Source organism: Herbiconiux sp. A18JL235 (genome assembly GCF_040939305.1).
In the GTDB taxonomy this organism is placed as follows: Bacteria; Actinomycetota; Actinomycetes; order Actinomycetales; family Microbacteriaceae; genus Herbiconiux.
This window is the reverse complement of the sequence record NZ_CP162511.1, coordinates 1,227,548-1,252,832: the sequence shown is the minus strand read 5'-3', so window position 1 is coordinate 1,252,832 and position 25,285 is coordinate 1,227,548. Positions and strand designations below refer to the sequence as shown.

Here is a 25,285-nt window from a genome sequence, read left to right as displayed (position 1 = left end):
TTAGCGCCGCGGTGAACGGATGCGCAATGCCGGTCTCCACCCAGGCACGATGTTCATCGATGTGAAAGACTCGAGCCATCCTGTCGACCTGCACGAAAGCGCACGATGACCCACGAGACACCCTCCGACCGCGCCGATCTCGCCGCCCGGCTGGCCTTCTCGATCGGCCGGCTCAACCGGCGCATCCGTCCGGCCAGCGAGTTGACGCCCGGGCAGGTGTCGGCGCTCGCCACGATCGTGACGAGCGCGCCCATCCGCCCCGGAGACATCGCCCGGCTCGAACGGGTGGCGGCACCCACCGTGACGCGTCTGCTGGCCGACCTCGAATCGCGGGGCCTCGTGCAGCGGTCGGCCGATCCAGGCGACGGCAGGTCGTTCTTCGTCAGCCCCACGGCCGAGGGTACCGAGGCCATCCGTGTCGCCCGCGATGAACGCGCCCACCGCGTGCTCGAGGTGTTCGACGAGCTGAGCGAGGAGCAGGTGGCGAGCATCGCCGCGGCGATCGGCGCTCTCGAGGCTGCCGCCGAGACCACCTCCGCCTGAGCGGCCTGAGCCGGCTGAGGCGTGAGCAGCCGCGACGGGCGTCTCAGGAGACCGGGTTCGACAGCACGCCGATTCCCGAGACCTCGACGTCGACGACGTCTCCCGTCTCGACGAAGCCCACACCCGCGGGGGTGCCGGTGAGGATGACGTCGCCGGGGAGGAGGGTGAAGACCGCAGAGACGTAGGCGATGATCTCGGGCACCGAGTGGATCATGTCGGTGAGCGGAGCGCTCTGCACGAGAGAGCCGTTCAGCCGGGTCTCCACCGTGGCCGAAGCGAGGTCGAACTCCGTCTCGATCACGGGCCCCAGCGGGCAGAAGGTGTCGAACCCCTTTGCCCTCGCCCACTGTCCGTCGGTCTTCTGCAGGTCGCGCGCCGTCACGTCGTTGGCCACGGTGTAGCCGAAGATCACCCGCTCGGCGTCGGCAGCGGCGACGTTCTTCGCGACGCTCCCGATCACCACGGCCAGCTCGCCCTCGTAATCGACCCGATTCGACTGGGGAGGCCGCACGATGGTGTCGCCCGGGCCGATGACTGCGGTGTTCGGCTTCAGGAACAGCAGCGGTTCGGCCGGCGCCTCACCCCCGCCCATCTCGGCGACGTGGTCGCGGTAGTTCTTGCCCACCGCCACCACCTTCGACCGAGGGATGACGGGGGCGAGCAGGGTGGCGCTCTCGAGCGGCACCCGCTCCCCCGTGGTGTCGTAACCGGCGAACATGGGATCGCCGTTCAGCACCACGAGATCGCCGTCGTCGACGATGCCGAAGTTGATGGCACCCTGGTGGCTGAACCGTGCGATCTTCATGGTCAGGCGTCCAGCCGGGTCAGCCAGCCGTGGCGGTCGGGGATGCGACCGTACTGGATGTCGGTGAGCTCCTGCCGGATCGACATGGTGAGCTCACCCGCCGGCGCGTTCTCGTCGCCGATCGTCCCGTCGGGCGACTTCAGCGCCGAGATGGGCGTGATCACCGCGGCCGTGCCGCAGGCGAACACCTCCGTGATGGTTCCCGACCCGACGCCCTCCCGCCATTCCTCGATGGTCACGTCGCGCTCCTCGACGCTGAGCCCGCGGTCGTGAGCGAGCTGGATGATGCTGTCGCGCGTGATGCCCTCGAGGATGGTGCCGGTCAGGCGCGGGGTGACGATCTTGCCGCCCTCGTGCACGAAGAACACGTTCATGCCGCCGAGCTCGTCGACGTGCTGGCCGGTCTCGCCGTCGAGGAAGAGCACCTGCGCGCAGCCGTGCTCGTAGGCCTCCTGCTGCGGCAGCAGCGAGGCGGCGTAGTTGCCGCCGCACTTGGCAGCGCCGGTGCCGCCGCGACCCGCGCGGGAGTACTCGGTGGAGAGCCAGATCGACACGGGCGCCACACCGCCCGTGAAGTACGCGCCGGCGGGGCTCGCGATGACGTAGTAGCCCACCTTCTGTGAGGGGCGCACGCCGAGGAACGACTCGTTGGCGATCATGAAGGGGCGGATGTAGAGGCTCGTCTCCGGCGCATCCGGAACCCAGGCGCCGTCGACGGCGATGAGCTGCTTCAGCGACTCGACGAAGTCGTCGGTGGAGAGCTCGGGGAGGGCCAGTCGGCGGGCCGAACGCTGCAGACGCTCGGCGTTCTTCTCCGGCCGGAAGGTGTGGATGGAGCCGTCGGCGTGGCGGTAGGCCTTGAGGCCCTCGAAGATCTCCTGCGCGTAGTGCAGCACGGCGGCTGAGGGGTCGAGCAGCAGGGGGCCGTACGGGATGACGGCGGCATCGTGCCAACCGGCGTCGATGGTCCAGTCGATCTTCACCATGTGGTCGGTGAAGTGCTTGCCGAAGCCGGGGTCGGAGAGGATGACCTCGCGCTCCGCCTCGTCGCGCGCCGCCTGGGAGGGCGTGAACTCGAAGCGGAGGGGGAAGGTGGAGGTCTCTGCGATGCTCATGGGCTGTCTTTCGGTCAGTGTGTCGTGGCGGGTTCTGGGGCGGCCAGCGCAGTGACGATCGCGTCGCCGACCGCCGCGGTCGGGCGGGCGGAGCCGTCGCGGCCCGCGATGTCGGCGACCACGGCGGTGCGCACCGCCTTCGCCTCGGCCTCGAGCCCGAGGTGCTCGAGCAGGAGGGCGGCCGAGAGGATCGCCGCCGTGGGGTCGGCCTTCTGCTGGCCTGCGATGTCGGGAGCGGAGCCGTGCACCGGTTCGAACATCGAGGGATACGTGCCGTCGGGGTTGATGTTGCCCGAGGCCGCCAAGCCGATCCCGCCGCTGATTGCGCCGGCCAGGTCGGTGAGGATGTCGCCGAAGAGATTGTCTGTGACGATGACATCGAATCTAGCAGGGTCGGTGACCAGGAAGATGGTCGCGGCGTCGACATGCAGATAGTCCACGGCCACTTCTGGGAAGGTGGCCCCCACCTCGTCGACGATGCGCTTCCACAGCCCGCCCGAGAAGGTGAGCACGTTCGTCTTGTGCACCAGGGTGAGCTTCTTGCGGCGGGCCTGGGCGCGCGCGAAGGCGTCGCGTACGACGCGCTCGACACCATAGGCGGTGTTCACCGAGACCTCGTTCGCGATCTCGTGCGGGGTTCCCTGGCGGATGGCACCGCCGTTGCCGACGTACGGCCCCTCGGTGCCCTCGCGCACCACGACGAAGTCGACGTCGCCGTGCGAGGCGAGCGGCGAGGGCACGCCCGGGTAGATGACGGTGGGGCGCAGGTTCACGTAGTGGTCGAGCGCGAAGCGCAGCCGCAGCAGGAGGCCCCGCTCGATGTTGGCGTCCTTAAGCCGAGGGTCTCCTGGCACACCGCCCACCGCGCCGAGCAGGATGGCGTCGTGCGAGGCGATGGCGGCGAGGTCGTCGTCGGTGAGCACGTCGCCGGTCTCGAGGTAGCGTGCCGCACCGAGCGAGAAGTGCGTCTTCTCGAAGGTGACGGAGCTGCCCTCAGTCACGGCGTCGAGAACCTTCACCGCCTCGGCGACGACCTCCGGTCCGATGCCGTCGCCGGGAATGAGTGCGAGTTTCACGGTGCGAGCCATAGCTGAATTCTAGTGACCCGCACAGGCCGCCTACTCGACGATGTCGATCTCGCGCAGCACGTCGGCGTCGATGGCCACCCGCACGGTCTCGAGCAGGCCGTCGGGCACCGGGGAGTCGACGGTGAGGACGCTCAGGGCCTTGCCGCCGGCCTCGTGCCGGGCGATCTGCATGCCGGCGATGTTGACCGCCGCCTCGCCGAACTCCTTGCCGTAGACGGCGACGATGCCCGGGCGGTCGGTGTAGAGCATCACGATGAGGTGCTCGGCGAACGGCACCTCGACGTCGTAGCCGTTGATGCCGACGATCTTCTCGATCTGCTTGGTGCCCGTGAGGGTTCCCGACACCGAGATCTGCGAACCGTCGCTCAACGCGCCCTCGAGGGTGATGACGTTGCGGTACTCCTCCGACACGGCGTCGGTGATGAGGCGCACGGCGACCCCGCGCTGCTCGGCGAGCACCGGCGCGTTGACGTAGGAGACCGACTCGCTCACCTGGTTGGTGAACACGCCCTTCAAGGCCGCCAGCTTGAGCACGCTGACGTCGTAGTCGGCGAGCTCGCCGCGCACGACGACGTCGACCGAGGTGAGCGGGCTGGTCGCCAGCCCGGCGAACACCTGGCCGAGCTTCTCCACCAGGGGGATGCCGGGGCGCACGTACGGGTCGATGACACCGCCGGCAACGTTCACGGCGTCGGGCACGAGCTCGCCCGAGAGCGCGAGGCGCACCGACTTCGCCACGGCGACCCCGGCTTTCTCCTGCGCCTCGTCGGTGGAGGCGCCGAGGTGGGGGGTGACCACGATGTTGGGCAGGCCGAGCAGAGGCGAGTCCTTCGGGGGCTCGCTCACGAACACGTCGAGGCCGGCACCGGCGATGGTGCCCTCCGTGAGGGCGCGGTGGAGCGCATCCTCGTCGATGAGCCCGCCGCGGGCGACGTTCACGACGAAGGCGCTCGGCTTCATGAGCTTCAGCTGCTCGTCGCCGATCATGCCGGTGGTCTCGGGGGTCTTCGGCATGTGGATGGTGATGAAGTCGCTCTGCGTGAGCAGTTCGTCGAGGGTCACCAGGGTGACGCCGAGCTGCTGCGCGCGGGCGCTCGTGACGTAGGGGTCGTAGGCGATGACGTTCACGCCGAAGGCCTGAAGGCGCGCGGTGATGAGGGCGCCGATGCGGCCGAGGCCGATGATGCCGACGGTCTTCTCGTAGAGCTCGACGCCGGTGTAGGCGGAGCGCTTCCACTTGCCCTCGGCGAGAGCGGCGTGGGCGGCGGGGATGTGGCGGGCGAGGCTCAGGATGTGGCCCACTGTGAGCTCGGCCGCCGAGATGATGTTCGAGGTGGGCGCGTTGACCACCATGACGCCCGCGGTGGTGGCGGCGGGGATGTCGACGTTGTCGAGCCCCACCCCGGCCCGCGCGATGACCTTGAGCTTCGGGGCCGCAGCGATGGCCTCCGCGTCGACCTTCGTGGCGGAGCGCACGAGCACCGCGTTCGCCTCGGCGAGCGCCGCGAGCAGCGCGGGCCGGTCGGTGCCGTCGACGTTGCGCACGTCGAAGTCGGGGCCGAGGGCCTCGACGGTGGCGGGGGACAGTTCTTCGGCGATGAGCACGACCGGCTTCGACACGGAATCGGGTCCTTCGGTTCTACGGTGGGGAACCCGACAACTCTAGTGCAGGCAGAATGAGGGCATGGACCCGATGACGCTCGATGTCGTGGCGACCGTACTCCGCATCCTGGTGGCCGTCGTCTTCGTGGGCATGGGCATCAACCACTTCGTGCCGCGCTCGGTGCGCACCATGGCGGCGATGATCCCACCCCGCCTCCGTCGCGAGGGGGTGCTCTCGCCCCGGATGCTCGTGTACCTCACCGGGGTGTGCGAGATCGCGGGCGGGCTGGGTCTGCTGTTCCCGCCCACACGGCTCGCCGCGGGGATCGCCCTCGTGGTGTTCCTCGCCTGCGTGTTCCCGGCGAACGCCTACGCCGCCCGCCACCCCGACCGCTTCGGCGTCTTCGCCATCCCCCTCGTCCCCCGCCTCCTCGGCCAGATGGTGCTCGCCGCCCTCGTGCTCTTCGTCGCGATCGCCTGAGCTCAGCCCGCACCACCGGAGAGCTAGGGCGACGCCGAGCGAGCGGCTGAGCCGTGGGGATCTCGCCCGGCGCGAGGTCGACCCGGGTCAGTTGGCGAGGGCGAGGAGGTCGAGCGAGATGACCGAGACCACGGCGAAGCCCACGGCGAACACCACGATGCGGCCGAGGTTCGGCAGGGTGCGGCCCACGAACAGCGCGGCCAGGTACACCACGATCGGCACCACCGCGTAGCCGATGACGAGCGCCCAGACGCTGCCCGAGAGCTCGACGCCGTAGCTCGAGAAGGTGGCGACCACGCCGATGAGGTTCGCGACGCCTCCCCACAGGTGGTACGCGTAGAAGAACGCGGCGACCACCGCCACCGCCCAGCCGCGTCGGCCGAAGGTGCGGAAGCCGCGCTTGGCGGGGGCGCCCGGCGTTCCGGCGTGCGGCACGGATGCTGTGGTCACGTCACACTCCCATCAGGAACGGCCAGGGCACGAGCACGAGCACGCCGACGACGAGCCAGACGAACGCCCAGCGCACGTCTTTGCGCTGGGTCAGGAGCAGCGTGGCCACGAACCACAGCGGAGCGGCCGCCACAGCGAGCGACTGCGCGATGCGGTGGCTGAGCACGGTGAAGTCGACGTCGATCGGCTGCTCGTACCGCGCGAAGCTCACGATCCAGCCGATCGTGAAGAGCAGGTAGACGCCGCCGATCACCCCGTAGCCGATGAGGGCCGCCGAGCTCAGCTGGGCGCTTTCGGCCTCCGCCGCCGCGAGCTCGCTCTCGACTGCGCGGTCTTCGGCCTCCTCGGCCTCGTCGAGCACGGTCTTGCGGGGCGCTGCCGCCTCGGCAGCACCCGTCACGGCGTCGGAGGCGGGCCGCCGGGCTGGAACACCGACCGGCGCCAGCGTGGGGTCGTCGTCGCCGGCCCACCCCAGGGCATCCTCGTCGTCATCCCGCGGGTCGCTCATGCCCCTCACTGTACCCGGCCCCACGACGAAGGGCCCCCGAACCGGAGTTCGAGGGCCCTTCGTGGCGAGGGTCAGGCGTCAGCGCGCGGCGCTGCCGTCGGTGTAATCGGCATCCTGCTGCTTCCAGGCGAAGAGGGCGCGGAGCTCCTTGCCGGTGGCCTCGATGGGGTGCGCGGCACCCTTCTCGCGGAGCGCGAAGAACTCGGGGGCGCCTGCATCCTGGTCGTCGATGAAGCGCTTGGCGAACGCGCCCGACTGGATGTCGGCGAGAACGGCCTGCATGTTCTCCTTCACGTGGGGGTCGATGACGCGGGGGCCGGAGACGTAGTCGCCGTACTCCGCCGTGTCGGAGACCGACCAGCGCTGCTTGGCGATGCCGCCCTCCCACATGAGGTCGACGATGAGCTTGAGCTCGTGCAGCACCTCGAAGTACGCGATCTGCGGCTGGTAGCCGGCCTCGGTGAGGGTCTCGAAGCCGTACTGCACGAGCTGCGAGACACCGCCGCAGAGCACGGCCTGCTCACCGAACAGGTCGGTCTCGGTCTCTTCGGTGAAGGTGGTCTTGATGCCGCCGGCGCGGAGGCCGCCGATGCCCTTGGCGTAGCTCCAGGCGAGGTCCCAGGCCGAACCGGTCGCGTCCTTCTCGACGGCGACGATGACGGGCACGCCGCGGCCGGCCTCGTACTCGCGGCGCACGGTGTGACCGGGGCCCTTGGGGGCGACCATGATGACGTCGACGCCCTCGGGCGCCTCGATGTAGCCGAAGCGGATGTTGAAGCCATGACCGAAGACGAGGGTCTTGCCGTCGGCGAGGTTGGGCTTGATGTCGTCGGCGTAGATGCCGCGCTGGTGCTGGTCGGGCGCGAGGATGACGATGACGTCGGCCCAGGCGGTGGCCTCGGCCACGGAGAGCACGGAGAAGCCCGCCTCCTCGGCCTTGGCGGTCGACTTCGACCCCGCCTTGAGTGCGACGACGACCTCGACACCGGAGTCGCGGAGGTTCAGCGCGTGGGCGTGGCCCTGCGAGCCGTAGCCGACGACGGCCACCTTCTTGCTCTGGATGAGGGACAGGTCGGCGTCCTGGTCGTAGAAGATCTCGGTCACGTGGTTTTCTCTCCTTGGTTGTGGTTCGGTGCCGCCGGAAGACGGCTAGCTCTTGAAGACGCGTTCGGTGATGCTCTTGCCGCCGCGGCCGATGGCGAGGAGGCCCGACTGGGCGATCTCCTTGATGCCGTAGGGCTCGAGCACCCGCAGGAAGGCCTGCGTCTTGCCCGAGTCGCCGGTGACCTCGATGACGAGGGCATCGGTCGCCACGTCGACGACACGGGCGCGGAACAGGTTGACCGCTTCGAGCACCTGCGAGCGCGTCGTGTTGTCGACGCGCACCTTGATGAGCAGATGCTCGCGCTGGATCGCCTGCGACGGGTCGAGCTCGACGATCTTGATCACGTTGATCAGCTTGTTGAGCTGCTTGGTGACCTGTTCGAGCGGGAGTTCCTCGACGTCGACCACCACGGTGATGCGCGAGAGGCCCTCGATCTCGGTGGCGCCGACGGCGAGCGACTCGATGTTGAAGCCGCGTCGGGCGAACAGCCCCGCCACGCGGGTGAGGAGGCCGGGCTTGTCTTCGACGAGCAGGCTCAGAACGTGTGTGCTCATGGGTCTACTCCTCGTCCCACTCGGGGGCGTGCTCTTTGGCGTACTGGATCTGGCTGTTCGAGGTGCCCTGCGGGACCATCGGCCAGACCATGGCGTCGGCCGAGACGATGAAGTCGATCACCACGGGGCGGTCGTTCGTCTCGAGGGCGAGCTTGATGGCGGCGTCGACGTCTTCGGCCTTCGTCACCCGGATGCCCAGCGCACCGTACGCATCGGCCATCTTCACGAAGTCGGGGACCATGCGCGTCTCGTGCCCGGTGTGCAGGTCGGTGAACGAGTGGCGCCCGTCGTAGAACAGGGTCTGCCACTGGCGCACCATGCCGAGCGAGGAGTTGTTGATGATCGCGACCTTGATCGGGATGTCGTTGATCGTGCAGGTGGCGAGCTCCTGATTGGTCATCTGGAAGCATCCGTCGCCGTCGATCGCCCACACCACGCGGTCGGGCTCGGCCACCTTGGCTCCCATCGCCGCCGGAACCGCGTACCCCATGGTGCCCGCTCCCCCGGAGTTGAGCCAGGCGTTGGGGCGTTCGTACTGGATGAACTGGGCCGCCCACATCTGGTGCTGGCCGACTCCCGCCGCGTACACACCTTCGGGGCCGGTGAGCTCGCCGATGCGCTTGATGACGTACTGCGGCGCCATCAGCCCGTCGGTGGGCTCGGAGTAGCCGAGCGGGAACTTCTCCTGCAGCTCGTCGAGGTACGACCACCACTCGGCGATGTCGAGCTTCTCGCGCGAGATCTCGGCGTAGGCCTTGATGAGGTCGGAGATGACCTCCTTGGCGTCGCCCACGATCGGCACGTCGGCGACGCGGATCTTCGAGATCTCGGCGGGGTCGATGTCGACGTGCACCACCTTGGCGTGCGGGGCGAACTCGCTGGCCTTGCCGGTGACGCGGTCGTCGAAGCGGGCGCCGAGCGACACCAGCAGGTCGGCCTCCTGCAGCGCCAGCACGGCGGGCACCGTGCCGTGCATGCCGGGCATGCCGAGGTTCTGCGGGTGCGAGTCGGGGAACGCGCCGCGGGCCATCAACGTGGTGACGACAGGCGCGCCGGTGACCTCGGCGAGCTGCGCGAGCTCGGGGGTCGCCTGCGCACGGATGACGCCTCCGCCGACGTAGAAGACGGGCTTCTTCGACTCGGCGAGCAGCTGTGCCGCCGCCTGGATCTGCTTGCCGTGCGCCTTCGTGACAGGGCGGTAACCCGGCAGGTCGACCTTCGGCGGCCAGATGAACGGCGCCGTGTTCTGCTGCGCGTCTTTGGTGATGTCGACGAGCACGGGGCCGGGGCGCCCGGTCGAGGCGATCTGGTAGGCCGCGGCGAGGGTGGGTGCCACGTCTTCGGCGCGCTTGACCAGGAAGGAGTGCTTCGTGATGGGCATCGTGATGCCCTGGATGTCGGCCTCCTGGAAGGCGTCGGTGCCCATGAGGTGCGAGAACACCTGGCCGGTGATGGCCAGCAGCGGCACCGAGTCCATGTAGGCGTCGGCGATCGCGGTGACCAGGTTGGTGGCGCCAGGGCCACTGGTGGCGATGGCCACACCCACCTGGTTGGTGGCGGAGGCGTAACCCTCGGCGGCGTGGCCCGCACCCTGCTCGTGGCGCACGAGGATGTGGCGGATCTTGTCCTGCGTCATCAGCTCGTCGTAGAACGGGATGATGGCGCCGCCCGGGAGCCCGAAGACGTCTTTGACGCCGAGGAGCTCGAGGGCGCGGAGCACCGCGCCGGAGCCCGTCAGCATCTCGGGGGCTGCGGCGGAGTCGGCACCCGGAGCGGGTGGAGCTGTCTTTCTGGTCGGCACGGGGAAGGCATCCGTGGTCATGTGGTGTCCTCAGATCGAACGCGGTAGATGGATGCGCGCAGTACTACCCGGTGATGGCGCCGACAGCGGCGGAGTGCACCAGTTTGGAGTACTTCGCGAGAACGCCTCGGGTGTAGCGCGGAGGGAGGGGCGCCCAGCCTTCTCGGCGGGCTGCCAGCTCAGCGGGATCGACAAGTAGGTCGAGCGAGCGAGCGGCGATATCGACCCGTATCAGATCACCATCGCGCACGAAGGCGATCGGACCTGCGTCGACCGCTTCGGGTGCTATGTGGCCGATGCACAGGCCGGTTGTGCCGCCTGAGAATCGTCCGTCCGTCAAGAGTAGTACATCTTTGCCGAGTCCTGCGCCCTTGATGGCGGCGGTGATGGCGAGCATCTCACGCATGCCGGGGCCGCCCTTCGGGCCCTCGTAGCGGATGACCACCACGTCGCCCGCCTCGATGCGGCCCTCGGTGAGGGCGTCCATCGCCGCACGCTCGCGCTCGAACACCTTAGCGGGGCCCTCGAACACGTCGGCGTCGAAGCCCGCCGACTTCACCACGGCACCTTCGGGGGCGAGCGAGCCCTCGAGGATGGTGAGACCACCCGACTTGTGGATCGGGTTCGAGATCGGGCGCAGCACCTCGCCGTCGAGCGGGGCGATGCTCATCTCGGCGAGGTTCTCCTCCACCGTCTTGCCGGTGACCGTCATGGCGTCCCCGTGCAGCAGGCCCTCGTCGAGCAGCGCCTTCATCACCGCAGGCACGCCGCCGTGACGGTCGACGTCGTTCATGACGAAGCGGCCGAAGGGCTTGAGGTCGCCGATGTGGGGCACCTTGTCGCCGATCTTGTTGAAGTCGGCGAGCGTGAGCTCGACCTCGGCCTCGTTGGCGATGGCCAGCAGGTGCAGCACGAGGTTGGTGGAGCCGCCGAAGGCCATGCCCACGGCGATCGCGTTCTCGAGCGACTTCTTCGTGATGATGTCACGCGCGGTGAGCCCGAGACGCAGCATGTTGACGACGGCCTCGCCCGAACGGTGGGCGAAGTAGTCACGACGGCGGTCGGCGGCGGCGGGGCTCGCCGAGCCGGGGAGGCTCATGCCCATCGCCTCGGCGGCGCTCGCCATCGTGTTGGCGGTGTACATGCCGCCGCACGAGCCCTCACCCGGGGCGAAGGCGCACTCGATGCGGTGTGCGTCCTCCATCGACATACGGCCGGCGCGCACGGCGCCGACGGCCTCGAAGGAGTCGATGATCGTGATGTCCTTCTCGGTGCCGTCGGAGAGCTTCACCCAGCCCGGGGCGATCGAGCCCGCGTAGAGGAACACCGAGGCCAGGTCGAGTCGGGCGGCTGCCATGAGCATCCCGGGCAGCGACTTGTCGCAGCCCGCGAGCAGCACCGAGCCGTCGAGGCGCTCGGCCATCATGACGGTCTCGACGGAGTCGGCGATGACCTCGCGGGAGACCAGGGAGAAGTGCATGCCCTCGTGACCCATGGAGATGCCGTCGGAGACGGAGATGGTGCCGAACTGCAGCGGGTAGCCGCCGCCGGCGTGCACGCCCTCCTTGCTGGCGCGGGCCAGGCGCTCGAGCGAGAGGTTGCAGGGGGTGATCTCGTTCCACGAGCTGGCGATGCCGATCTGCGGCTTCTCCCAGTCGCCGTCGCCCATGCCGACGCCGCGCAGCATCCCGCGCGAGGTGAGGGCTTCGATTCCGTCGGTGACGGTACGGCTCCGCGGTTTCATGTCTGTTTCGGGCATGTGACGAGTTTAGTGGGCGCGCAGCTCCGCGAGTCGCGCCAGAACGGCAGCGACCTCGGCCGGGCCGGCCACGCGGTGCCGGGCGACCGTCTCGCCCTCCCCGCTCTTCAGCCCCAGGTCTCCCGGGCCGAGCGCCCGGAAGCCGTCTTCGTCGGTCACGTCGTCTCCGGCGAAGAGCACCGCGTCGGCACCGACCAGCTCGCGCAGCCTCCGCACGGCGTCGCCCTTGGTGGTGGAGCGCACCGCGAACTCGATGACGTTCTTGCCGCGACGCACCGTGAGCCCGTTCTCCTCGACGCCCACGGCAGCGAGCGCGGCGCGCTCGGCCTCCGCACTGTCGGACTCGCCGGCGAGCCTCGTGTGCAGCGCGAACCCAGCGGGTTTCGCCTCGACCCAGGCGCCCTCGATCGGCTCCGCGACGGCCCGTAGAGCTTCGCCGAGTCGGGCGACCTTTCGCTGCTCCTCGTCGTCGAGGGCGAGCTCGGTCACGCCGTCGTGCCGCACCTCGACCCCGTGCGAACCGACCAGGAGCGCCGATCCAGGCAGCCGGGTCACGTGCTCGAGGCTCTCCATGGCGCGACCCGAGATCATCGCCACGCTGGTCCCTGGCAGCTCGAGCAGGCGCAGCACGGCCTCGTGCGCCTCGGGCAGCGCCCGCGCGTCGTCGGGCCGGTCGACCTCGGGGGCCAGGGTGCCGTCGAAGTCGAGCGCCACGAGCAGGCGGGGCACGGATGCGAGGTGCTCGAGCGCCGACTCGGTCGCCTCGGTCGCCGGGTCACCGCCTGCTGCGGCGAGCGGGTTCCCGCTCATGCGCCGTCTCCTTCGCTACCGTCGTCGAGATCGGTCGGTGGACCTGAGCGGGCCGCCTTGCCCGCTCCCCGGTTCGCCTTCGGGAGGGCGAGACGCTCGGACGGGGTGGTGAGGGTCTCGAGGAACGACGACGACCAGCGGGCGACATCGAACTCCTGCACGCGCTTGCGCAAGGCGCGCATCCGTCGTGCCCGTTCGGCCTGCGGCATGCCCGCGGCCTGCATCATCGCCTCCTTGAGCCCCTCGATGTCGTGGGGGTTCACGCGGAGGGCGGTGCGCAACTCGTCGGAGGCACCGGCGAACTCGCTCAGCACGAGCACTCCGTCGTTGTCGAAGCGGGTCGCCACGTACTCCTTCGCGACCAGGTTCATGCCGTCGCGGAGCGCGGTGACCAGCATGACGTCGGCGGCGAGGTAGAGCGCCACCATCTCCTCCCGCGGGTACCCGTGGTGGAGGTAGCTGATCGCGGTGTGACTGATGGTGGAGTAGTCGCCATTGATGCGGCCGACCGTCAGCTCGATCTCGTCGCGCAGCATCTGGTAGGTGCGCACCCGCTCCCGGCTCGGGCTCGCGACCTGCACCAGGGTGACGTCTTCGACGTCGAGCTCACCGTCGGCGAGCAGCTCTCCGAACGCCTTCAGCCGGTGGCCGATGCCCTTGGTGTAGTCGAGACGATCGACCCCGAGCATGACGACGGAGGGGTTGCCGAGACCCTCACGGATCTCCTTCGCCCTGGCCTGGATGTCGGGGCGGCGGGCGAGCTCCTCGAAGCGGGCGGCGTCGATGGAGATGGGGAAGGCCTTCGCGACCACGGCGCGCACCGGCTGGTCGCCCTGAACGTTCGAGATGCGGTGCTTCGCGCTCGCCACCTCTTCCTCGGCGACGAGCGGCACGTCGATGACCGAGCCCTTGGTCTGGTACCCGAGCAGTCGCCGCACGGCGCGGGTGAAATTGCCCGCATCGGCGCTGCGCTGGAAGCCGATGACATCGGCACCGAGCAGGCCCTCGATGATCTGTCGGCGCCACGGCAGCTGGGAGTAGATGCCGTATGCCGGAAAGGGAATGTGGTTGAAGAAGCCGATGGTGAGGTCAGGTCGCAGCCGCCGGAGCATCGTCGGCACGAGCTGGAGCTGATAGTCCTGCACCCAGACCGTGCCGCCCTCGGCGGTGACCTCGGCCGCCCGGTCGGCGAAGCGCTGGTTGACGGCGACGTAGCTCTCCCACCACTCGCGGTGGTAGGCGGGCGGCGCGATGACGTCGTGGTAGAGCGGCCACAGGGTGTCGTTCGAGAAGCCCTCGTAGTACTCCTCGACCTCCTCCGGTGAGAGCACGACCGGAACCAGGTGGATGCCGTCGTGCTCGAAGGGCTCGACATGATCGTCGGGCTGACCGGTCCATCCGATCCAGGCGCCGTCGGCCTGCTGCATCACGGGCTCGAGGGCGGTGACCAGCCCGCCCGGGGAGGTGCGGAACGCGGGTTCGCCCGCTCCGTCGGAGATGCGATCGACGGGGAGCCGGTTCGAGACCACGACGAAGGTGAACTCCCCGGCGAGGTCATCGCCGGAGGTGGACGCTGAGGAGCTGTCTGAAGAAGCCATGTCTCCTCGCGAGTCTACCCGGGGTCGGGTCGGGGTAGTTTGGTGGCATCGACGAGAGAGGACGGCCGTGCGCAAGTACATCCTGAACACGAGCATCATCAGTTCGGTCATCGGCGCCGTGTCGGCCGTGCAGACCACCCGCAAAGGTCCGCGCGACTGGAGGCTCGTGCTCATGTGGGTCAGCTGGGCCATCACCGTCGCTCTCGCCATCGGCAGCGTGATGGAGCAGGACGAGGACGCTCGCGAGCTCGAACAGCGCTGACCCCACCGAAATCCGTTCCCCACCTGCGATTCGCTCGCCCGGTGCGGCGTGTCGACCCCGCCGATGTCACCGGCGCGGCGCACACTGTTCACAGGTGGCGGAGAGGGAGTTGCGATGATCGGATGGCGCCGGAAGGCCAAGGCGGTTCGCGAGAGCGCCGTCAGCCAGGAGCGGCTGTACGAGCTGGTCAATCAGACCCTCATGGAGAACTTCGGCCCTCTGGGCTCCTTCGCCATCACCCGTCGCACTGCCGTCGACACCGACGACATCTTCCACACCGCGCTCGCCCGCTCGGTCGCCCACGACATCGTGGCGAACCTGGCCGAGCACGGCATCGTGGTGAGCACGGCGGCGGGTGAGCGCGCTGCCGCAGCCGCGGCGGTCGCCGCCGCCTCGGCGCCCCGGGCCGGTGCCTCCTTCGCCGCGACGGGTTCGACTCGTTCCACGAGGCCGTGGCTCGCGCCCGTCGAGTCGGTTCCGGTTCACCGCGACCTCGCCAGGGCGGTGTCGGCGGCGACCCGCTCCGAGACGTCGCTGGAGCCTGCCGCCCGTGTCTCCGCGACCGCCCGTCCCGCTCCGGCCACGGAGATCCCCGCCTACCCCACCACCGCGCACGGTGTCGTCATCGGCGAGCGCCCGCTGATCGACGGCCCCGACCCGCTCGACGACGACGCGATGCGCTCCCTCGTCGCCCACCACCACGACGTCGAGGCAGCGGTCGCCGAGAAGGCGGCCCGCACCATCGCGATCTGAGCCCGCCCCGCGGCCGCGAGCGGTGAGGCGGGGTGACGGATACCCCGCCACCCCGGCCATTCAGCCGATTTGAGCCCAGCCGGCCGGTCCCGCGCTGCCCGCCGGGTACTCGTCGAGCGGAACCTCGTCGGCCTTCCACGCCGCGATGACCGGGGCGAGGATGCGCCAGCCCTCCACCGCCGAGTCCCCGCGCACGCTGAGCGTGGGGTCTCCGTCGAGGATCCCCGCGAGCACCTCGCGGTAAGCCAGCAGCTGGCCGTCTCCGAAGGTCGCGTCGAGGCTCGCCCGCTCGAGTTCGTAGGGGTCGCCGGGGCCGTTGATGTCGATCTCGAGCGACATCGCGTCGGGAGCGAGGTAGATGCGCAGCACCGTCGGCGAGTTGACGCCGGTGAGCCCTTGCGGCACCTGCTGGGCGGGCTTGAAAGTGATGACGATCTCGCGCCGACGCTCGCCGAGCGCCTTGCCCGAGCGCAAGGTGATGGGCACCCCCGCCCAGCGCCAGGTGCGCACCTCGAGGGCGACCTCGGCGAGGGTCTCGGTCTCGCGTGCCGGATCGACGCCCTGCTCGGCGACGTAGTCGGGCAGCTGCCGACCGTCGATGGTGCCCGCCGTGTAGCGGGCGCGGCGGCTCGATGCCACGGGGTCGTCGCCGAGGAGGTGGGTCGCCCGCAGCACGAGCTCCTTGGCGTCGCGCAGGTCGTCGGAACCGAGCGTCGACGGAGGCTCCATGGCCAGCACGGCCATCACCTGCAGCAGGTGGCTCTGGATCATGTCATCGAGGGCACCGGCCTTGTCGTAGTAGCCCGCACGCCCCTCGAGGCCGAGCTGCTCGTCGTAGACGATGTCGACCGAGGCGATGTGGTCGGAGTTCCACAGCGGCTCGAAGATGCGGTTGGCGAAGCGAAGGCCCAGGATGTTGAACACCGTCGAGCGGCCCAGGAAGTGGTCGACGCGGTGGATCTGGTTCTCGGGCACCAGTTTCGCGAGCTCTGCGTTGAGTGCGACGGCGCTGGCGACGTCCATACCGAAGGGCTTCTCGAGCGCGAGGGTGAGGCCGGCGGGGAACGGGATCTGGTGCAGGGTCGTCACGACGGCCGCGGCGACCGCCGGCGGGAGGGCGAAGTAGATGGCGGGCGTGCCCTTCGCCATGCCGAGAACCTTGCTGAGCTCGTCGGGGTCGGTGACATCGGCCTTCACGTAGCGGGTCGAGGCGAGTACGGAGTCGACGGCGGCACCCGAGGCGTCGACCTCGGCGAACGACTTCTTCACCACGTCGCGCCACTCCTCGTCGCTCCACTCGACTCCACCGGCGCCGATGAGTTCGAGCCGGCGCCGGGGCTGATCGGTGAGCAGCTGGGCCAGGCCGGGCAGCAGCAGGCGGGCCGTGAGGTCGCCGCTGGCGCCGAAGATGAGGAGGGTGTCGACACGTTGCGTGGAAGCCGTCATGTGTCTCACAGTAGCGACTCCCCCGCGCGGAGCGGCCGAGCATCCGCTGTACTGCTCAGCGTGCCGGGCGCGGCCCGGACCAGGTGCCGTGTGGGCCCGAATGAAAAGAGCAGGGGCGACCACCCGAAGGCCGCCCCTGCTCACGGACGCCGGCTGCGATCATCACGCGAGCCTCGAGACCTGGAGCTGACGAGTGAACCAGGAACGGCCGACGATCGGCGCGAGAACCCGCGCTGATGGATGACCCGCTCAGCGCCTGACACGATTCTCGCCGCCCCACGCCCCGGGGTGTGATGAGTAGTTTCTACCCGATCGACGCATCCCTGATCGACGGCTCGGCGGCTCGACGCCTCGGATGCTCTGTGGCTCGACGCCTCGGTGGCTCGGTGGCCCGGTGGCTCGGTGGCTCGGTGGCTCGGTGGCTCACCGTCCCACCGGGCTCGTCTCGTACGGGCTCTCGACCTGCAGGGCCCGTAGCTCGCCGGCGAGCTCGCGACGACCCGAGATGCCGAGCTTCTTGTAGATGCGGCTCAAGTGGTTGTCGACGGTGCGCACCGAGATGCCGTACTGCTCGGCGAGTTCGGCGCTGGTGCGGAGGGCCGCCGCGCCCGAGGCGAGCTGCCACTCCCGGTCGGTGAGTGGCATCACCCGCGGATGCAGCAGTCGACGGTGCTGGGCGATCGCCACGCCGGCGCTCACCGTCCAGCCGTCGGCCAGACGGATGGCGTGCGATGCACGCGCCGCGTCGCCCGTGCCCTCCGCCACCCACCGTGCCGCGTCGATCGCCGGCCCGAGCAGCCCGCGCTCGGCGAGCGCCTCGGCCACCGGAAGCACGTCGTTCCGGCTGAGCACGGCACGGGCGTGGGCCTCGCAGAGGGGCAGCGCGTCGCGCACCGCCGAGAGGTACGGGAGGGTGACCGTCGCGCCCACCACGGGGTCGATGCGCACCGCCTCGTAGGCGACGAGGGCGGCGAGGTAGCGGTAGCCGCCGGCTTCCGCGGCGGCAAGAGCCGGCACGACGCTTCGGGCGGCGAAGCCTGGTCTGCCCGACGCCGAGGCCACCCAGGCGCGCGCCAGGGCCGCGTAGAGCTCGACCTTCGCGTCGCGGAACCCTGCCGAACCCACCTGGTCGAGCCAGCTGCGGGCGATGGCGAAACGGCCCGTGCGAGCCGCGATCGCCGCCGAGAGTGCGTCGGCGACGGGGAGCAGGCCCGCGATGTCGCGCCAGACGAGGTCGCGGCGCCCCGAGGAGATGTGCTCCCAGGCGCGGGCGGGAGATCCGGTGTGCAGCTCGATCATCGCGAGCACGAACTTCCACAGCCCGCGGGCGCTCGGGTTGCCCTCCTCCGCATGCGCCAGGTGGGCGAGCGCAGCCTGCCGCGCCTCGGGGAACCGCCCCGTGAATGACAGGACGAGCACGCGCGAGAGCTGCAGCTGGTCACGGGCGTTCGGCAAGTCGACGGCGAAGCGGTCGCAGGCCTCGAGGCCGCGATCGATCGCGCGGTCGGCGAGCCGCAGATCGCCGCCCATGGTCTGCAGCATGGCCGTGAGCAGGAGCAGGTTGAGGTCGGCCGGCGTCGCCACCTCGCCGAGCGGGTGGAGAGGAGGCGGCACGGCCTCCCCCACGCCCCTACCGGCACCTGAAGCCGCGCCCGGGAGACCCGGCGTGCCCGGGATGCCTGCCATGAGCCGCCACCGTGCCGCCTCGGCTTCGACGAGCTCACGCGGCTCGCCTGCCTGGAGGCGGCGCAGTGCCTCGTCGGCCCGCTGGAGTGCGAGGTCGGGACGCAGGGTTCTGAAGGCGAGGTGGTTGCCCTCGGCGAGCGCCAGCCGCGCGGTGAACCCGTCGAGCTCTTCGCCCGCAGCACCCCCCGTGTCGAGCGCCGCCCAGGCCGCGGCGAACCGCTCGCCTGCCGACTCGAGTTGTCCGATCTGCGAGTGGGCCTGCGCCTGCACGTACTCACCGCTCGCCCGCAGCAACGGGTCGCCGCCGGCGCCGGTGACCGCGTGCTCGCCGAGCGTGATCGCCGTCGTGTAGCGCTGAGCAGCGAGTTCACCATGGGCGAGGTCGAGCAACCGGCGGGCGTCGACGGGCTGACGGGCCGAGAGCTGCAGCAGGGTGCGCCGCACCCGGTGATCGGGGTAGCCGTCGAGCATGTCGGCCCCGGCCGCACAGAAGCCGGTGCGCCAGAACTCCGAGACCGTGCTCAGCACGACGGGGGCGAAGAGCGGATGCGCGAGCGACACCCAGATACGCCCGTCGGCCGACCGCGTGGTCACGAAGCCCTGCTGCTCCGCGAGCGCCGCCGCCCTCTCGGAGGCGCCCGAGGTGCCGGCCTGCTCGACCGGGAGCTCGCCGGCGACGGCGAGCAGCGTGAGCAGGTCGCCCACGAGATCGTCGACGGCGAGCGGGTCGGCGGGGAGCGACGCCACCACCTCGCCCGAGAGATGCGGCCAACTCGTGCGCCACGGAGCACCGGGGTCCCGGAGGTCGTCGGCGCCGATCGCCGCCTCGGCGAGCGCGACGAGGGTGCGCGTGCTGCCGGCGGCGAGCCGGTGCATCTCCTCGGCGGCGGTGGGCCCGGCACTCGGGCCGAGGATGTCGTTGACCACCGAGTGCGCCTCAGGCACGGAGAGCGGGGCGAGCTCGACGACGTGCCGCGCCCGGGCGGCGAGGCGGCCCGCTGCGGCCGGCATGCCCGTCGACGACGGGTAGGACAGCAGCAGCGTCACCCCGGAGTCGGCGAGCTGCTCGAGCACGCACAGGGTCGAGGAGTCGAGCAGGTGCGCGTCGTCGGCGACCACGATCAGCCCGTGGGCCGCGGCGGCCCGGTGCAGCGCGATCATGAGTTCGCTGCTCGACCTGCCCACCGCATCCGTCTCGCCGATCGACGCCACCGCATCCGTCGGCGTGGGGGTGAACTCGGCGATGGCCGGAGCGAGCGCCCCGAGCGGCACGGCGGTCAGCTCGGCGCGCCCTCGCACGACGACGACTCGACGGCCGTCCGTGACGGCGGCCGCCGCGGCGTCGACCACGGCGGTGCGCCCCACGCCGGGCGCGCCCGTCACGGCGGCGACGGTCGGTGCCTTCGCCGGGGCGAGGGCTGTGGAGACCTGCGTGAGCGCACGGTCGCGGCCGTGCAGGCGGGTGGTGCCGGCGGTGAGCACGGCGTTCTTCGTTGATGCCATGGGTGCGGTGTGCTTTCTCGGTCGTACCGGTGGGTGGCCGGCGGAGCGGATGTGCGTCGGATTCGGTCTGAATCGCTCGGGTATGAGTAGGTTTTACTCACCGATCGGCGCCCGCGTGGCCTTCTCCTCCGGTGTTACGTAGTCGCGGCGACAGAGATACGTAGCACTGCGCAGGCCAGGTCGCGCGACGGCCCGGCGAGCGCCTATCGTTGTCGCGTGACCAGTGGCACCCGCAGACTCATCGTGCTGCTCCGCATCGCCTACGTCACAGGCGCTGCCCTCTTCCTTGTCGACGTGCTCATCAACGTGGGGCTGCGCATCCTGATCGCCGCCGAGGTGGTGTCGTTCACCGAGGCGAGCGGCCCCATCTTCACCGCGATGGACTGGATCGCCATCGTGGCCTTCATGTTCGCGGCACTGGGAGCGATCGCCACCGTGGTGGCCACCTCGGAGCTCACCCGGGAGTCGGGGGGCGACTCGTTCGAGCTCGAGCGGCACTGAGTTCCGGATGCACGCTCCGCCCTCACCGTGGACTCCCGGTCGTCGGGAACACCCGAGGCGGTCGGGCTGACGCCGTTCTGAGCGAGGCACGCACCTCGAGGTGCCTTTTGTAACCGCTTTCCAACGGACTCATCATGTTGCTACGCACTCATCGTGCGGTTGGGCGATTCCCACGCCCGCATCCGTTCGGTGATCGCATTTCACACATCGACATCGAGAACACGGGAGCATCATGCCCACCATCGCCATCATCGGCGCCGGCCCCGGTCTGGGGGCGGCACTCGCCCGCACCTTCGGATCGAAAGGGTTCGACGTCGCCCTCGTCTCTCGGAACGCCAAGAAGCTCGACGCGCTCGTCAGCGATCTCGCCGCCGACGGCATCAACGCGGCGGGCTTTCCCGCCGACGTGCTCGACCGCCCTGGGCTCCGCGCAGCTCTGATGGCGGCGAAGGAGCACTTCGGCGGAATCGACGTGCTCGAGTATTCGCCCGCCGACGCTTCAGCGGGGCCGCTGGCTCCGGTCGACATCCGCGAGGCCACCCCCGAGAACGTGCAGCCGCAGATCGAGTACTACCTGTACGGGGCGATGACCGCGGCAGATGTGGTGCTGCCCGAGCTGCTGGCCGCCGGTGCGGGCACCCTGCTGTTCACCACCGGGGCGGGGTCGATCTACCCGGTCGCCCGCTACGGCAACGTGACGGCGGGCGGGGCGGCGCTGCGCAACTGGGCGCTCAACCTTGCCGAGGCTCTGGCAGGAACGGGAGTCCACGTCGCCCATGTCGCGATCGCGCTGATGATCGCCGAGGAGGCGCCGGCCCCGGGCGTGGACTTCCTCCCGGCCGACGACATCGCGCCGCTCTATTGGGACGTTCACCACACCCGTGCCGTGCACGAGCTCGTCGTGAGGAAGTAGCCGACCGCTCGCGATCGCGGCGCACGGCAGCGGGGCCGGCACGCCCCTGGGGGTGGCTCACCGAGAGGGCTTCCTCGGGGGTGCGTCTGTCCAGCGCACCCCGCGACGTCGCGACGCCGCGAATCCGGCGCAGAACGCTCCCACTCCGACACCCACGAGCACCAGGGCACCACCTACGAGACGGGCTGACGACGAGACGAGACAGACCGCACCGACGACCAGAAGCGCGATCGAGAGCACCCCGAACACGAGGAGCCACCGATCGACGGTCATTCCGTCACCGCTGGGGCGGCTCGGACCGTTCGGCATGCTGTGACACCCATCTCTTCGATTGCCGCACGCTGAGCTGATCGCCGATGTCGAGTTCGTGCAGCGGGAACTCGGTGACCGCGTCGACGCCGTCGAGGATGACACGCAGGTAGTCGTCGCTCGTGGAGCCCACGATGACACCCTGGAGGCCGGTGGCGATCACCGTGAATCGGGTTCCGGGGAGGTTGCGATAGGGCAAAGCGATTCCTGTCTCTCAGAAGAGACCGAGACGGCCACGACGTTCCTCGCAGCATATCCGGGAGCCGTGCTTCCCGCGGCCGTCGCGGGCGCGCCCGGTGTGCGAGTGTGCGCTTACAGGACAACGAGCAGAGCGAGACGGCCCGCCAGCGGTGCGCGGCGGATCGTCGCAACCGACGCCTTACAGTGCGGGATGACCATGAGCATCCGACTGCGGCAGGGCACGACCGGCGACAGGGAACAGTGCCTCGCCCTCTGGGTGGCCGCGTGCGCCGCGCGCGACGGTCGCGCCGTGGAGGGGGTGGCCGACCGGGCGAGGCCCAAGTTCGACGAATGCGTCAGCTGGCTGATCGCAGGCGACCGCGATCGGGTCGACGGGTTCGCCCTCTCCACCAGGCTGCGCAGCGGCCGAGGGGCCGATCCGTACGACGCAGCGGTACTCGGACTGATCGCAACAGAACCAGAGAGACAAGGCCGCGGCCTCGGCCGTGCGCTCCTGCGCGCTGCGAGCCGCGACCTCGCCGCTCTCGGCTACGGGCGGGCCGTGCTTCACGCCCGCCTCGACAACGCGATCGCTGTCCATCTCTACGAGAGCGAAGGCTGGGTGCCCAGCGGCGAGGTCTACGAGCATCCGCTGTGGAGGCTGCCCACCCGCGCGTTCGTGAGAACTCTGCGGACAGCCTGAGCACGTCAGAGGGTGCCGATGTCCACGAGCACCCACCCGCCACTGGCTGCGAGGAGTGACGACGAGTCGGGCGCAAGAAGTCCCGGATCACTGCGGTGCGCCACTCCGTCAAAAAGGATGCAGGCTTCTACACGCGGCGGAATGGCGGGCGAGAACGCGAAAGGCCCCGATCCCTGCACGTGCAGAGAATCGGGGCCTTTGTCGTGTGGTGCACCCCCAGGGACTTGAACCCTGAACCCACTGATTAAGAGTCAGTTGCTCTGCCGATTGAGCTAGAGGTGCGTGGCCCGAGCGGGCCAGTCGTCAACATTAGCATGCTCGGGCGGGGTGCGCGAACCGGTCAGGATGCGGCGCCCTCGAGCGAGCCGGAGACCTTGTTGGAAGGGTCGTAGACGAGGCAGAGCACCTCGTGGTCTCCGCCCTTCGTCCACGAATCCGCGGTCGGGGTGAGGTGGTTGAAGTCGTACGCGGACTGCTCGTAGGGAATGCCGATGAACGTCGCGAAGGAGGCACCGCAGCCGTTCGTGGCCGCCTCGTCGACCGCCTCGTCGCCGGGGTAGTCGTCGCCCGGGATGTCGAAAGCCTCGTAGACCTCGTAGTCGTGCGCGGCCGCGCAGTCGACCTTCTGCACGTCTTGCACCGACTGCGACTCCCCCTCGTCGAAGCAGTCGCCGACGGAGAGCAGGAAGACGTCGGTGGTCTCCGAGCCGGCCGGCGCGGAGTCTGAGGTCGCGGGAGAGCCGGGGCCGTCGTCGCTCGACGGGGTGGGCAGTGTGATGCAGCCGGCGAGGGCGACGAGAACGACGCCGGTGAGGCTGGTGAGGGCCGCTGTGCGGAGGGTGCGGTGCAGGGAATGGAGGGTCATGGGGGTAGGTTCCCAGGGATCGGACGGGGTGGGTTCTGAGCAATTTCTACTCAAGGGATCTTCCCGGACGGGGATCGTCCATCGCGACTGCCGAGCCCTGGGATACTGGAGGCATGACCGACACGACAGCGCGCCTCCAGGCCGGCGACACCGCCCCCGAGTTCACCCTCGTCGACGAAGACGGCGTCTCGCGATCGCTCGCCGACTACCGCGGCCAGCGGGTCATCCTGTACTTCTACCCCGAGGCCGGCACCCCCGGGTGCACCACCGAGGCCTGCGACTTCCGTGACAACCTCAACTCGCTGAAGAGCGCCGGGTACACCGTGCTCGGGGTATCGCGCGACAAGCCCGCGAAGCTCCGCGGCTTCGTCGACGAGCAGGGGCTGAACTTCACCCTCCTCTCCGACCCCGACTCGGCCGTGCACGAGCTCTACAGCGCCTGGGGAGAGAAGTCGCTCTACGGCAAGACGGTGGTGGGCGTCATCCGCTCGACCTTCGTCATCGACGAGCAGGGCGTCGTGACGCTCGCTCTCTACAACGTGAAGGCGACCGGCCACGTGGCGTCGCTGCGTAAGAAGCTCGGCATCGACGCCTGAGGCGTCGGGCGGGAGCCCGGCGGCACCGCCGCCCTTCCGCTGCAGAAGGATGCGCGGGGCTGGTCAGAGCCGCCGGGTCGCCGCGACGACGGTCGGCGAGAACAGCAACACCAGGCTGAGCACCGCAGGGACGAGCAGGTACCAGCCCACCTCGGGTGACGCCACGAGACCCTGGAAGCACCCGATCGCGATCACGATCTGGAGGAGCTGCCAGACCAGGGTGGCCGCCCTCGTCCACGGCCTGGCACGGAGCGTGTGAACAGCGACGAACGCCAGGAAGACGGCGGCGATCGCCGCCAGCACGAGGATGGCCATCGCGGTCTCGTACGACGCCGGTCTATCGGTGAGAAGCTCGACGACGAGCCACAGCACGACCCCCGCCATCACGAGTGCCTCGGCACCGACGATGATCGCGAGGAGCACCAGCAGCACCGGCCGACGCGCCGGTCGAGCACCTGATGACACCGAAGATTCATCCGATGTCGGAGTGTCGTTCATCTCGTCGGTCATGCCCGTACTCCATAGAAAAGCCTTGATTTTGCAAATACCAGTATGCGACCATATTCGAGGTCAATGTTGCTCACAGTGACGTGAGCGGGTGCAGCCTCCTCTGGCTGCAGCGTCCACCGTGCCATTGACCTTCTCACCCGAATCACCTGGTCATTCGACCGATGCACCCTGGCTATAAGGAGCACCCGCTTATGGATTGGCGCGACAAAGCCGCCTGCCTGACCGCAGACCCCGAACTGTTCTTCCCCGTCGGGAACACCGGGCCTGCCGTCGACCAGATCGACAAGGCCAAAGCCGTCTGCGCCCGCTGCTCCGTCACCGAGGTCTGCCTCCAGTACGCCCTCGAGACCGGTCAGGACTCCGGAGTCTGGGGTGGCCTCAGCGAAGACGAGCGCCGCGCGCTGAAGCGTCGCGCCGCAAGGGCGCGCCGCGCCTCCTGATCGTGCAGGCGCTACCGCGCCCGCCGCGAACCTGGCACTTCGCGCACGCCGCAAGGGCGCGCCGCGCCTCCTGATCGTGCAGGCGCTACCGCGCCCGCCGCGAAGCTGCCGCTTCGCACGCCGCGAGGGCGCGCCGCGCCTCCTGATCGTGCAGGCGCTACCGCGCCCGCCGCGAAGCTGCCGCTTCGCACGCCGCGAGGGCGCGCCGCGCCTCCTGATCGTGCAGGCGCTACCGCGCCCGCCGCGAAGCTGCCGCTTCGCACGCCGCGAGGGCGCGCCGCGCCTCCTGATCGTGCAGGCGCTACCGCGCCCGCCGCGAACCTGGCACTTCGCGCACGCCGCAAGGGCGCGCCGCGCCTCCTGATCGTGCAGGCGCTACCGCGCCCGCCGCGAAGCTGC

Annotated in this window: 27 protein-coding genes and 1 tRNA gene; 9 read left to right on the top strand and 19 right to left on the bottom strand. The window is 69.7% G+C overall.

Features of this window, described 5'->3' with window-relative positions; all coding sequences use genetic code 11:
- The first annotated feature begins 105 nt into the window (after positions 1-105).
- A complete protein-coding gene (locus tag ABFY20_RS05775; RefSeq protein ID WP_368498986.1) occupies positions 106-543 on the top strand; it encodes a MarR family winged helix-turn-helix transcriptional regulator in 438 nt (145 codons plus the stop codon).
- Between the two features lie 43 nt (positions 544-586).
- Here ABFY20_RS05775 and ABFY20_RS05770 read toward each other — a convergent pair whose 3' ends face one another.
- The 4 genes from ABFY20_RS05770 to serA are packed head-to-tail and all read right to left on the bottom strand — an operon-like array spanning position 587 to position 5,171.
- Positions 587-1,348: a fumarylacetoacetate hydrolase family protein gene (locus tag ABFY20_RS05770; RefSeq protein WP_368498985.1), complete on the bottom strand. Its 762-nt coding sequence runs from the start codon at positions 1,346-1,348 to the stop codon at positions 587-589.
- 2 nt (positions 1,349-1,350) lie between these two features.
- Complete coding sequence (locus ABFY20_RS05765) at positions 1,351-2,463, bottom strand: branched-chain amino acid aminotransferase (protein ID WP_368498984.1); 1,113 nt, start codon at positions 2,461-2,463, stop codon at positions 1,351-1,353.
- Between the two features lie 14 nt (positions 2,464-2,477).
- The gene (locus tag ABFY20_RS05760) at positions 2,478-3,551 is read right to left on the bottom strand and encodes a 3-isopropylmalate dehydrogenase (protein ID WP_368498983.1); all 1,074 of its coding nucleotides are present in this window, start codon (positions 3,549-3,551) and stop codon (positions 2,478-2,480) included.
- A gap of 30 nt (positions 3,552-3,581) precedes the next feature.
- The gene (serA, locus tag ABFY20_RS05755; protein ID WP_368498982.1) at positions 3,582-5,171 is read right to left on the bottom strand and encodes a phosphoglycerate dehydrogenase; all 1,590 of its coding nucleotides are present in this window, start codon (positions 5,169-5,171) and stop codon (positions 3,582-3,584) included.
- Between the two features lie 64 nt (positions 5,172-5,235).
- On the opposite strand from serA, the gene ABFY20_RS05750 reads away from it, so the two are divergent.
- A complete protein-coding gene (locus ABFY20_RS05750; protein WP_368498981.1) occupies positions 5,236-5,634 on the top strand; it encodes a DoxX family membrane protein in 399 nt (132 codons plus the stop codon).
- A gap of 87 nt (positions 5,635-5,721) precedes the next feature.
- Here ABFY20_RS05750 and ABFY20_RS05745 read toward each other — a convergent pair whose 3' ends face one another.
- From ABFY20_RS05745 to otsA, 8 genes are all read right to left on the bottom strand, one after another.
- Positions 5,722-6,084: a hypothetical protein gene (locus tag ABFY20_RS05745; RefSeq protein WP_368498980.1), complete on the bottom strand. Its 363-nt coding sequence runs from the start codon at positions 6,082-6,084 to the stop codon at positions 5,722-5,724.
- Position 6,085: 1 nt separating this feature from the next.
- Positions 6,086-6,592, bottom strand: coding sequence for a DNA polymerase III subunit gamma/tau (locus ABFY20_RS05740; protein WP_368498979.1), 507 nt, complete (start codon positions 6,590-6,592; stop codon positions 6,086-6,088).
- Positions 6,593-6,670: 78 nt separating this feature from the next.
- Positions 6,671-7,696 (bottom strand): ketol-acid reductoisomerase, encoded by a 1,026-nt coding sequence (gene ilvC, locus ABFY20_RS05735; RefSeq protein WP_368498978.1) that lies wholly within the window; start codon positions 7,694-7,696, stop codon positions 6,671-6,673.
- Positions 7,697-7,741: 45 nt separating this feature from the next.
- Positions 7,742-8,251: an acetolactate synthase small subunit gene (gene ilvN / locus ABFY20_RS05730; protein WP_368498977.1), complete on the bottom strand. Its 510-nt coding sequence runs from the start codon at positions 8,249-8,251 to the stop codon at positions 7,742-7,744.
- A gap of 4 nt (positions 8,252-8,255) precedes the next feature.
- Entirely contained in the window at positions 8,256-10,073 is a 1,818-nt protein-coding gene (locus tag ABFY20_RS05725; RefSeq protein ID WP_368498976.1) for an acetolactate synthase large subunit, read from the bottom strand.
- A gap of 43 nt (positions 10,074-10,116) precedes the next feature.
- Positions 10,117-11,811 (bottom strand): dihydroxy-acid dehydratase, encoded by a 1,695-nt coding sequence (ilvD, locus tag ABFY20_RS05720; RefSeq protein ID WP_368498975.1) that lies wholly within the window; start codon positions 11,809-11,811, stop codon positions 10,117-10,119.
- A gap of 9 nt (positions 11,812-11,820) precedes the next feature.
- The gene (gene otsB, locus ABFY20_RS05715; protein WP_368498974.1) at positions 11,821-12,621 is read right to left on the bottom strand and encodes a trehalose-phosphatase; all 801 of its coding nucleotides are present in this window, start codon (positions 12,619-12,621) and stop codon (positions 11,821-11,823) included.
- Positions 12,618-14,219 (bottom strand): alpha,alpha-trehalose-phosphate synthase (UDP-forming), encoded by a 1,602-nt coding sequence (gene otsA / locus ABFY20_RS05710; RefSeq protein WP_368498973.1) that lies wholly within the window; start codon positions 14,217-14,219, stop codon positions 12,618-12,620. Before otsA ends, otsB begins: the two co-directional genes overlap by 4 nt.
- 67 nt (positions 14,220-14,286) lie before the next feature.
- Between otsA and ABFY20_RS05705 the strand changes: the two genes are divergently transcribed.
- Both ABFY20_RS05705 and ABFY20_RS05700 read left to right on the top strand, forming a co-directional pair.
- The gene (locus ABFY20_RS05705; RefSeq protein WP_368498972.1) at positions 14,287-14,481 is read left to right on the top strand and encodes a hypothetical protein; all 195 of its coding nucleotides are present in this window, start codon (positions 14,287-14,289) and stop codon (positions 14,479-14,481) included.
- Between the two features lie 114 nt (positions 14,482-14,595).
- A complete protein-coding gene (locus tag ABFY20_RS05700; RefSeq protein WP_368498971.1) occupies positions 14,596-15,234 on the top strand; it encodes a hypothetical protein in 639 nt (212 codons plus the stop codon).
- A gap of 60 nt (positions 15,235-15,294) precedes the next feature.
- On the opposite strand, the gene ABFY20_RS05695 is transcribed toward ABFY20_RS05700, so the two are convergent.
- Together ABFY20_RS05695 and ABFY20_RS05690 are read right to left on the bottom strand one after the other, a co-directional pair.
- A complete protein-coding gene (locus tag ABFY20_RS05695; protein WP_368498970.1) occupies positions 15,295-16,680 on the bottom strand; it encodes a glucose-6-phosphate dehydrogenase in 1,386 nt (461 codons plus the stop codon).
- 423 nt (positions 16,681-17,103) lie between these two features.
- Complete coding sequence (locus tag ABFY20_RS05690) at positions 17,104-19,869, bottom strand: AAA family ATPase (protein WP_368498969.1); 2,766 nt, start codon at positions 19,867-19,869, stop codon at positions 17,104-17,106.
- A 216-nt stretch (positions 19,870-20,085) separates the two neighbouring features.
- On the opposite strand from ABFY20_RS05690, the gene ABFY20_RS05685 reads away from it, so the two are divergent.
- Positions 20,086-20,370: a hypothetical protein gene (locus tag ABFY20_RS05685; protein WP_368498968.1), complete on the top strand. Its 285-nt coding sequence runs from the start codon at positions 20,086-20,088 to the stop codon at positions 20,368-20,370.
- 232 nt (positions 20,371-20,602) lie between these two features.
- Positions 20,603-21,283, top strand: coding sequence for an SDR family NAD(P)-dependent oxidoreductase (locus ABFY20_RS05680; RefSeq protein WP_368498967.1), 681 nt, complete (start codon positions 20,603-20,605; stop codon positions 21,281-21,283).
- Positions 21,284-21,340: 57 nt separating this feature from the next.
- Here the strand turns inward: ABFY20_RS05680 and ABFY20_RS05675 are convergent, their stop codons facing one another.
- Both ABFY20_RS05675 and ABFY20_RS05670 read right to left on the bottom strand, forming a co-directional pair.
- On the bottom strand, positions 21,341-21,556 hold the full coding sequence (locus ABFY20_RS05675) for a hypothetical protein (RefSeq protein ID WP_368498966.1): 216 nt from the start codon (positions 21,554-21,556) through the stop codon (positions 21,341-21,343).
- 4 nt (positions 21,557-21,560) lie between these two features.
- Positions 21,561-21,791 (bottom strand): hypothetical protein, encoded by a 231-nt coding sequence (locus ABFY20_RS05670; protein WP_368498965.1) that lies wholly within the window; start codon positions 21,789-21,791, stop codon positions 21,561-21,563.
- 192 nt (positions 21,792-21,983) lie between these two features.
- Here ABFY20_RS05670 and ABFY20_RS05665 point away from each other — a divergent pair, with 192 nt between their 5' ends.
- Positions 21,984-22,475, top strand: coding sequence for an N-acetyltransferase family protein (locus ABFY20_RS05665; protein WP_368498964.1), 492 nt, complete (start codon positions 21,984-21,986; stop codon positions 22,473-22,475).
- 206 nt (positions 22,476-22,681) lie between these two features.
- On the opposite strand, the gene ABFY20_RS05660 is transcribed toward ABFY20_RS05665, so the two are convergent.
- Both ABFY20_RS05660 and ABFY20_RS05655 read right to left on the bottom strand, forming a co-directional pair.
- Positions 22,682-22,757: transfer RNA gene (locus tag ABFY20_RS05660), tRNA-Lys, on the bottom strand.
- A 58-nt stretch (positions 22,758-22,815) separates the two neighbouring features.
- Positions 22,816-23,340, bottom strand: coding sequence for a septum formation family protein (locus ABFY20_RS05655; protein ID WP_368498963.1), 525 nt, complete (start codon positions 23,338-23,340; stop codon positions 22,816-22,818).
- Between the two features lie 113 nt (positions 23,341-23,453).
- On the opposite strand from ABFY20_RS05655, the gene bcp reads away from it, so the two are divergent.
- Positions 23,454-23,936 carry a thioredoxin-dependent thiol peroxidase gene (bcp, locus tag ABFY20_RS05650; RefSeq protein ID WP_368498962.1) on the top strand — a complete coding sequence of 161 codons (483 nt, stop codon included), beginning with the start codon at positions 23,454-23,456 and terminating at the stop codon, positions 23,934-23,936.
- Between the two features lie 63 nt (positions 23,937-23,999).
- On the opposite strand, the gene ABFY20_RS05645 is transcribed toward bcp, so the two are convergent.
- On the bottom strand, positions 24,000-24,446 hold the full coding sequence (locus ABFY20_RS05645; protein WP_368498961.1) for a hypothetical protein: 447 nt from the start codon (positions 24,444-24,446) through the stop codon (positions 24,000-24,002).
- Between the two features lie 191 nt (positions 24,447-24,637).
- Between ABFY20_RS05645 and ABFY20_RS05640 the strand changes: the two genes are divergently transcribed.
- Positions 24,638-24,886, top strand: coding sequence for a WhiB family transcriptional regulator (locus ABFY20_RS05640; protein WP_077055322.1), 249 nt, complete (start codon positions 24,638-24,640; stop codon positions 24,884-24,886).
- Positions 24,887-25,285: the final 399 nt, after the last annotated feature.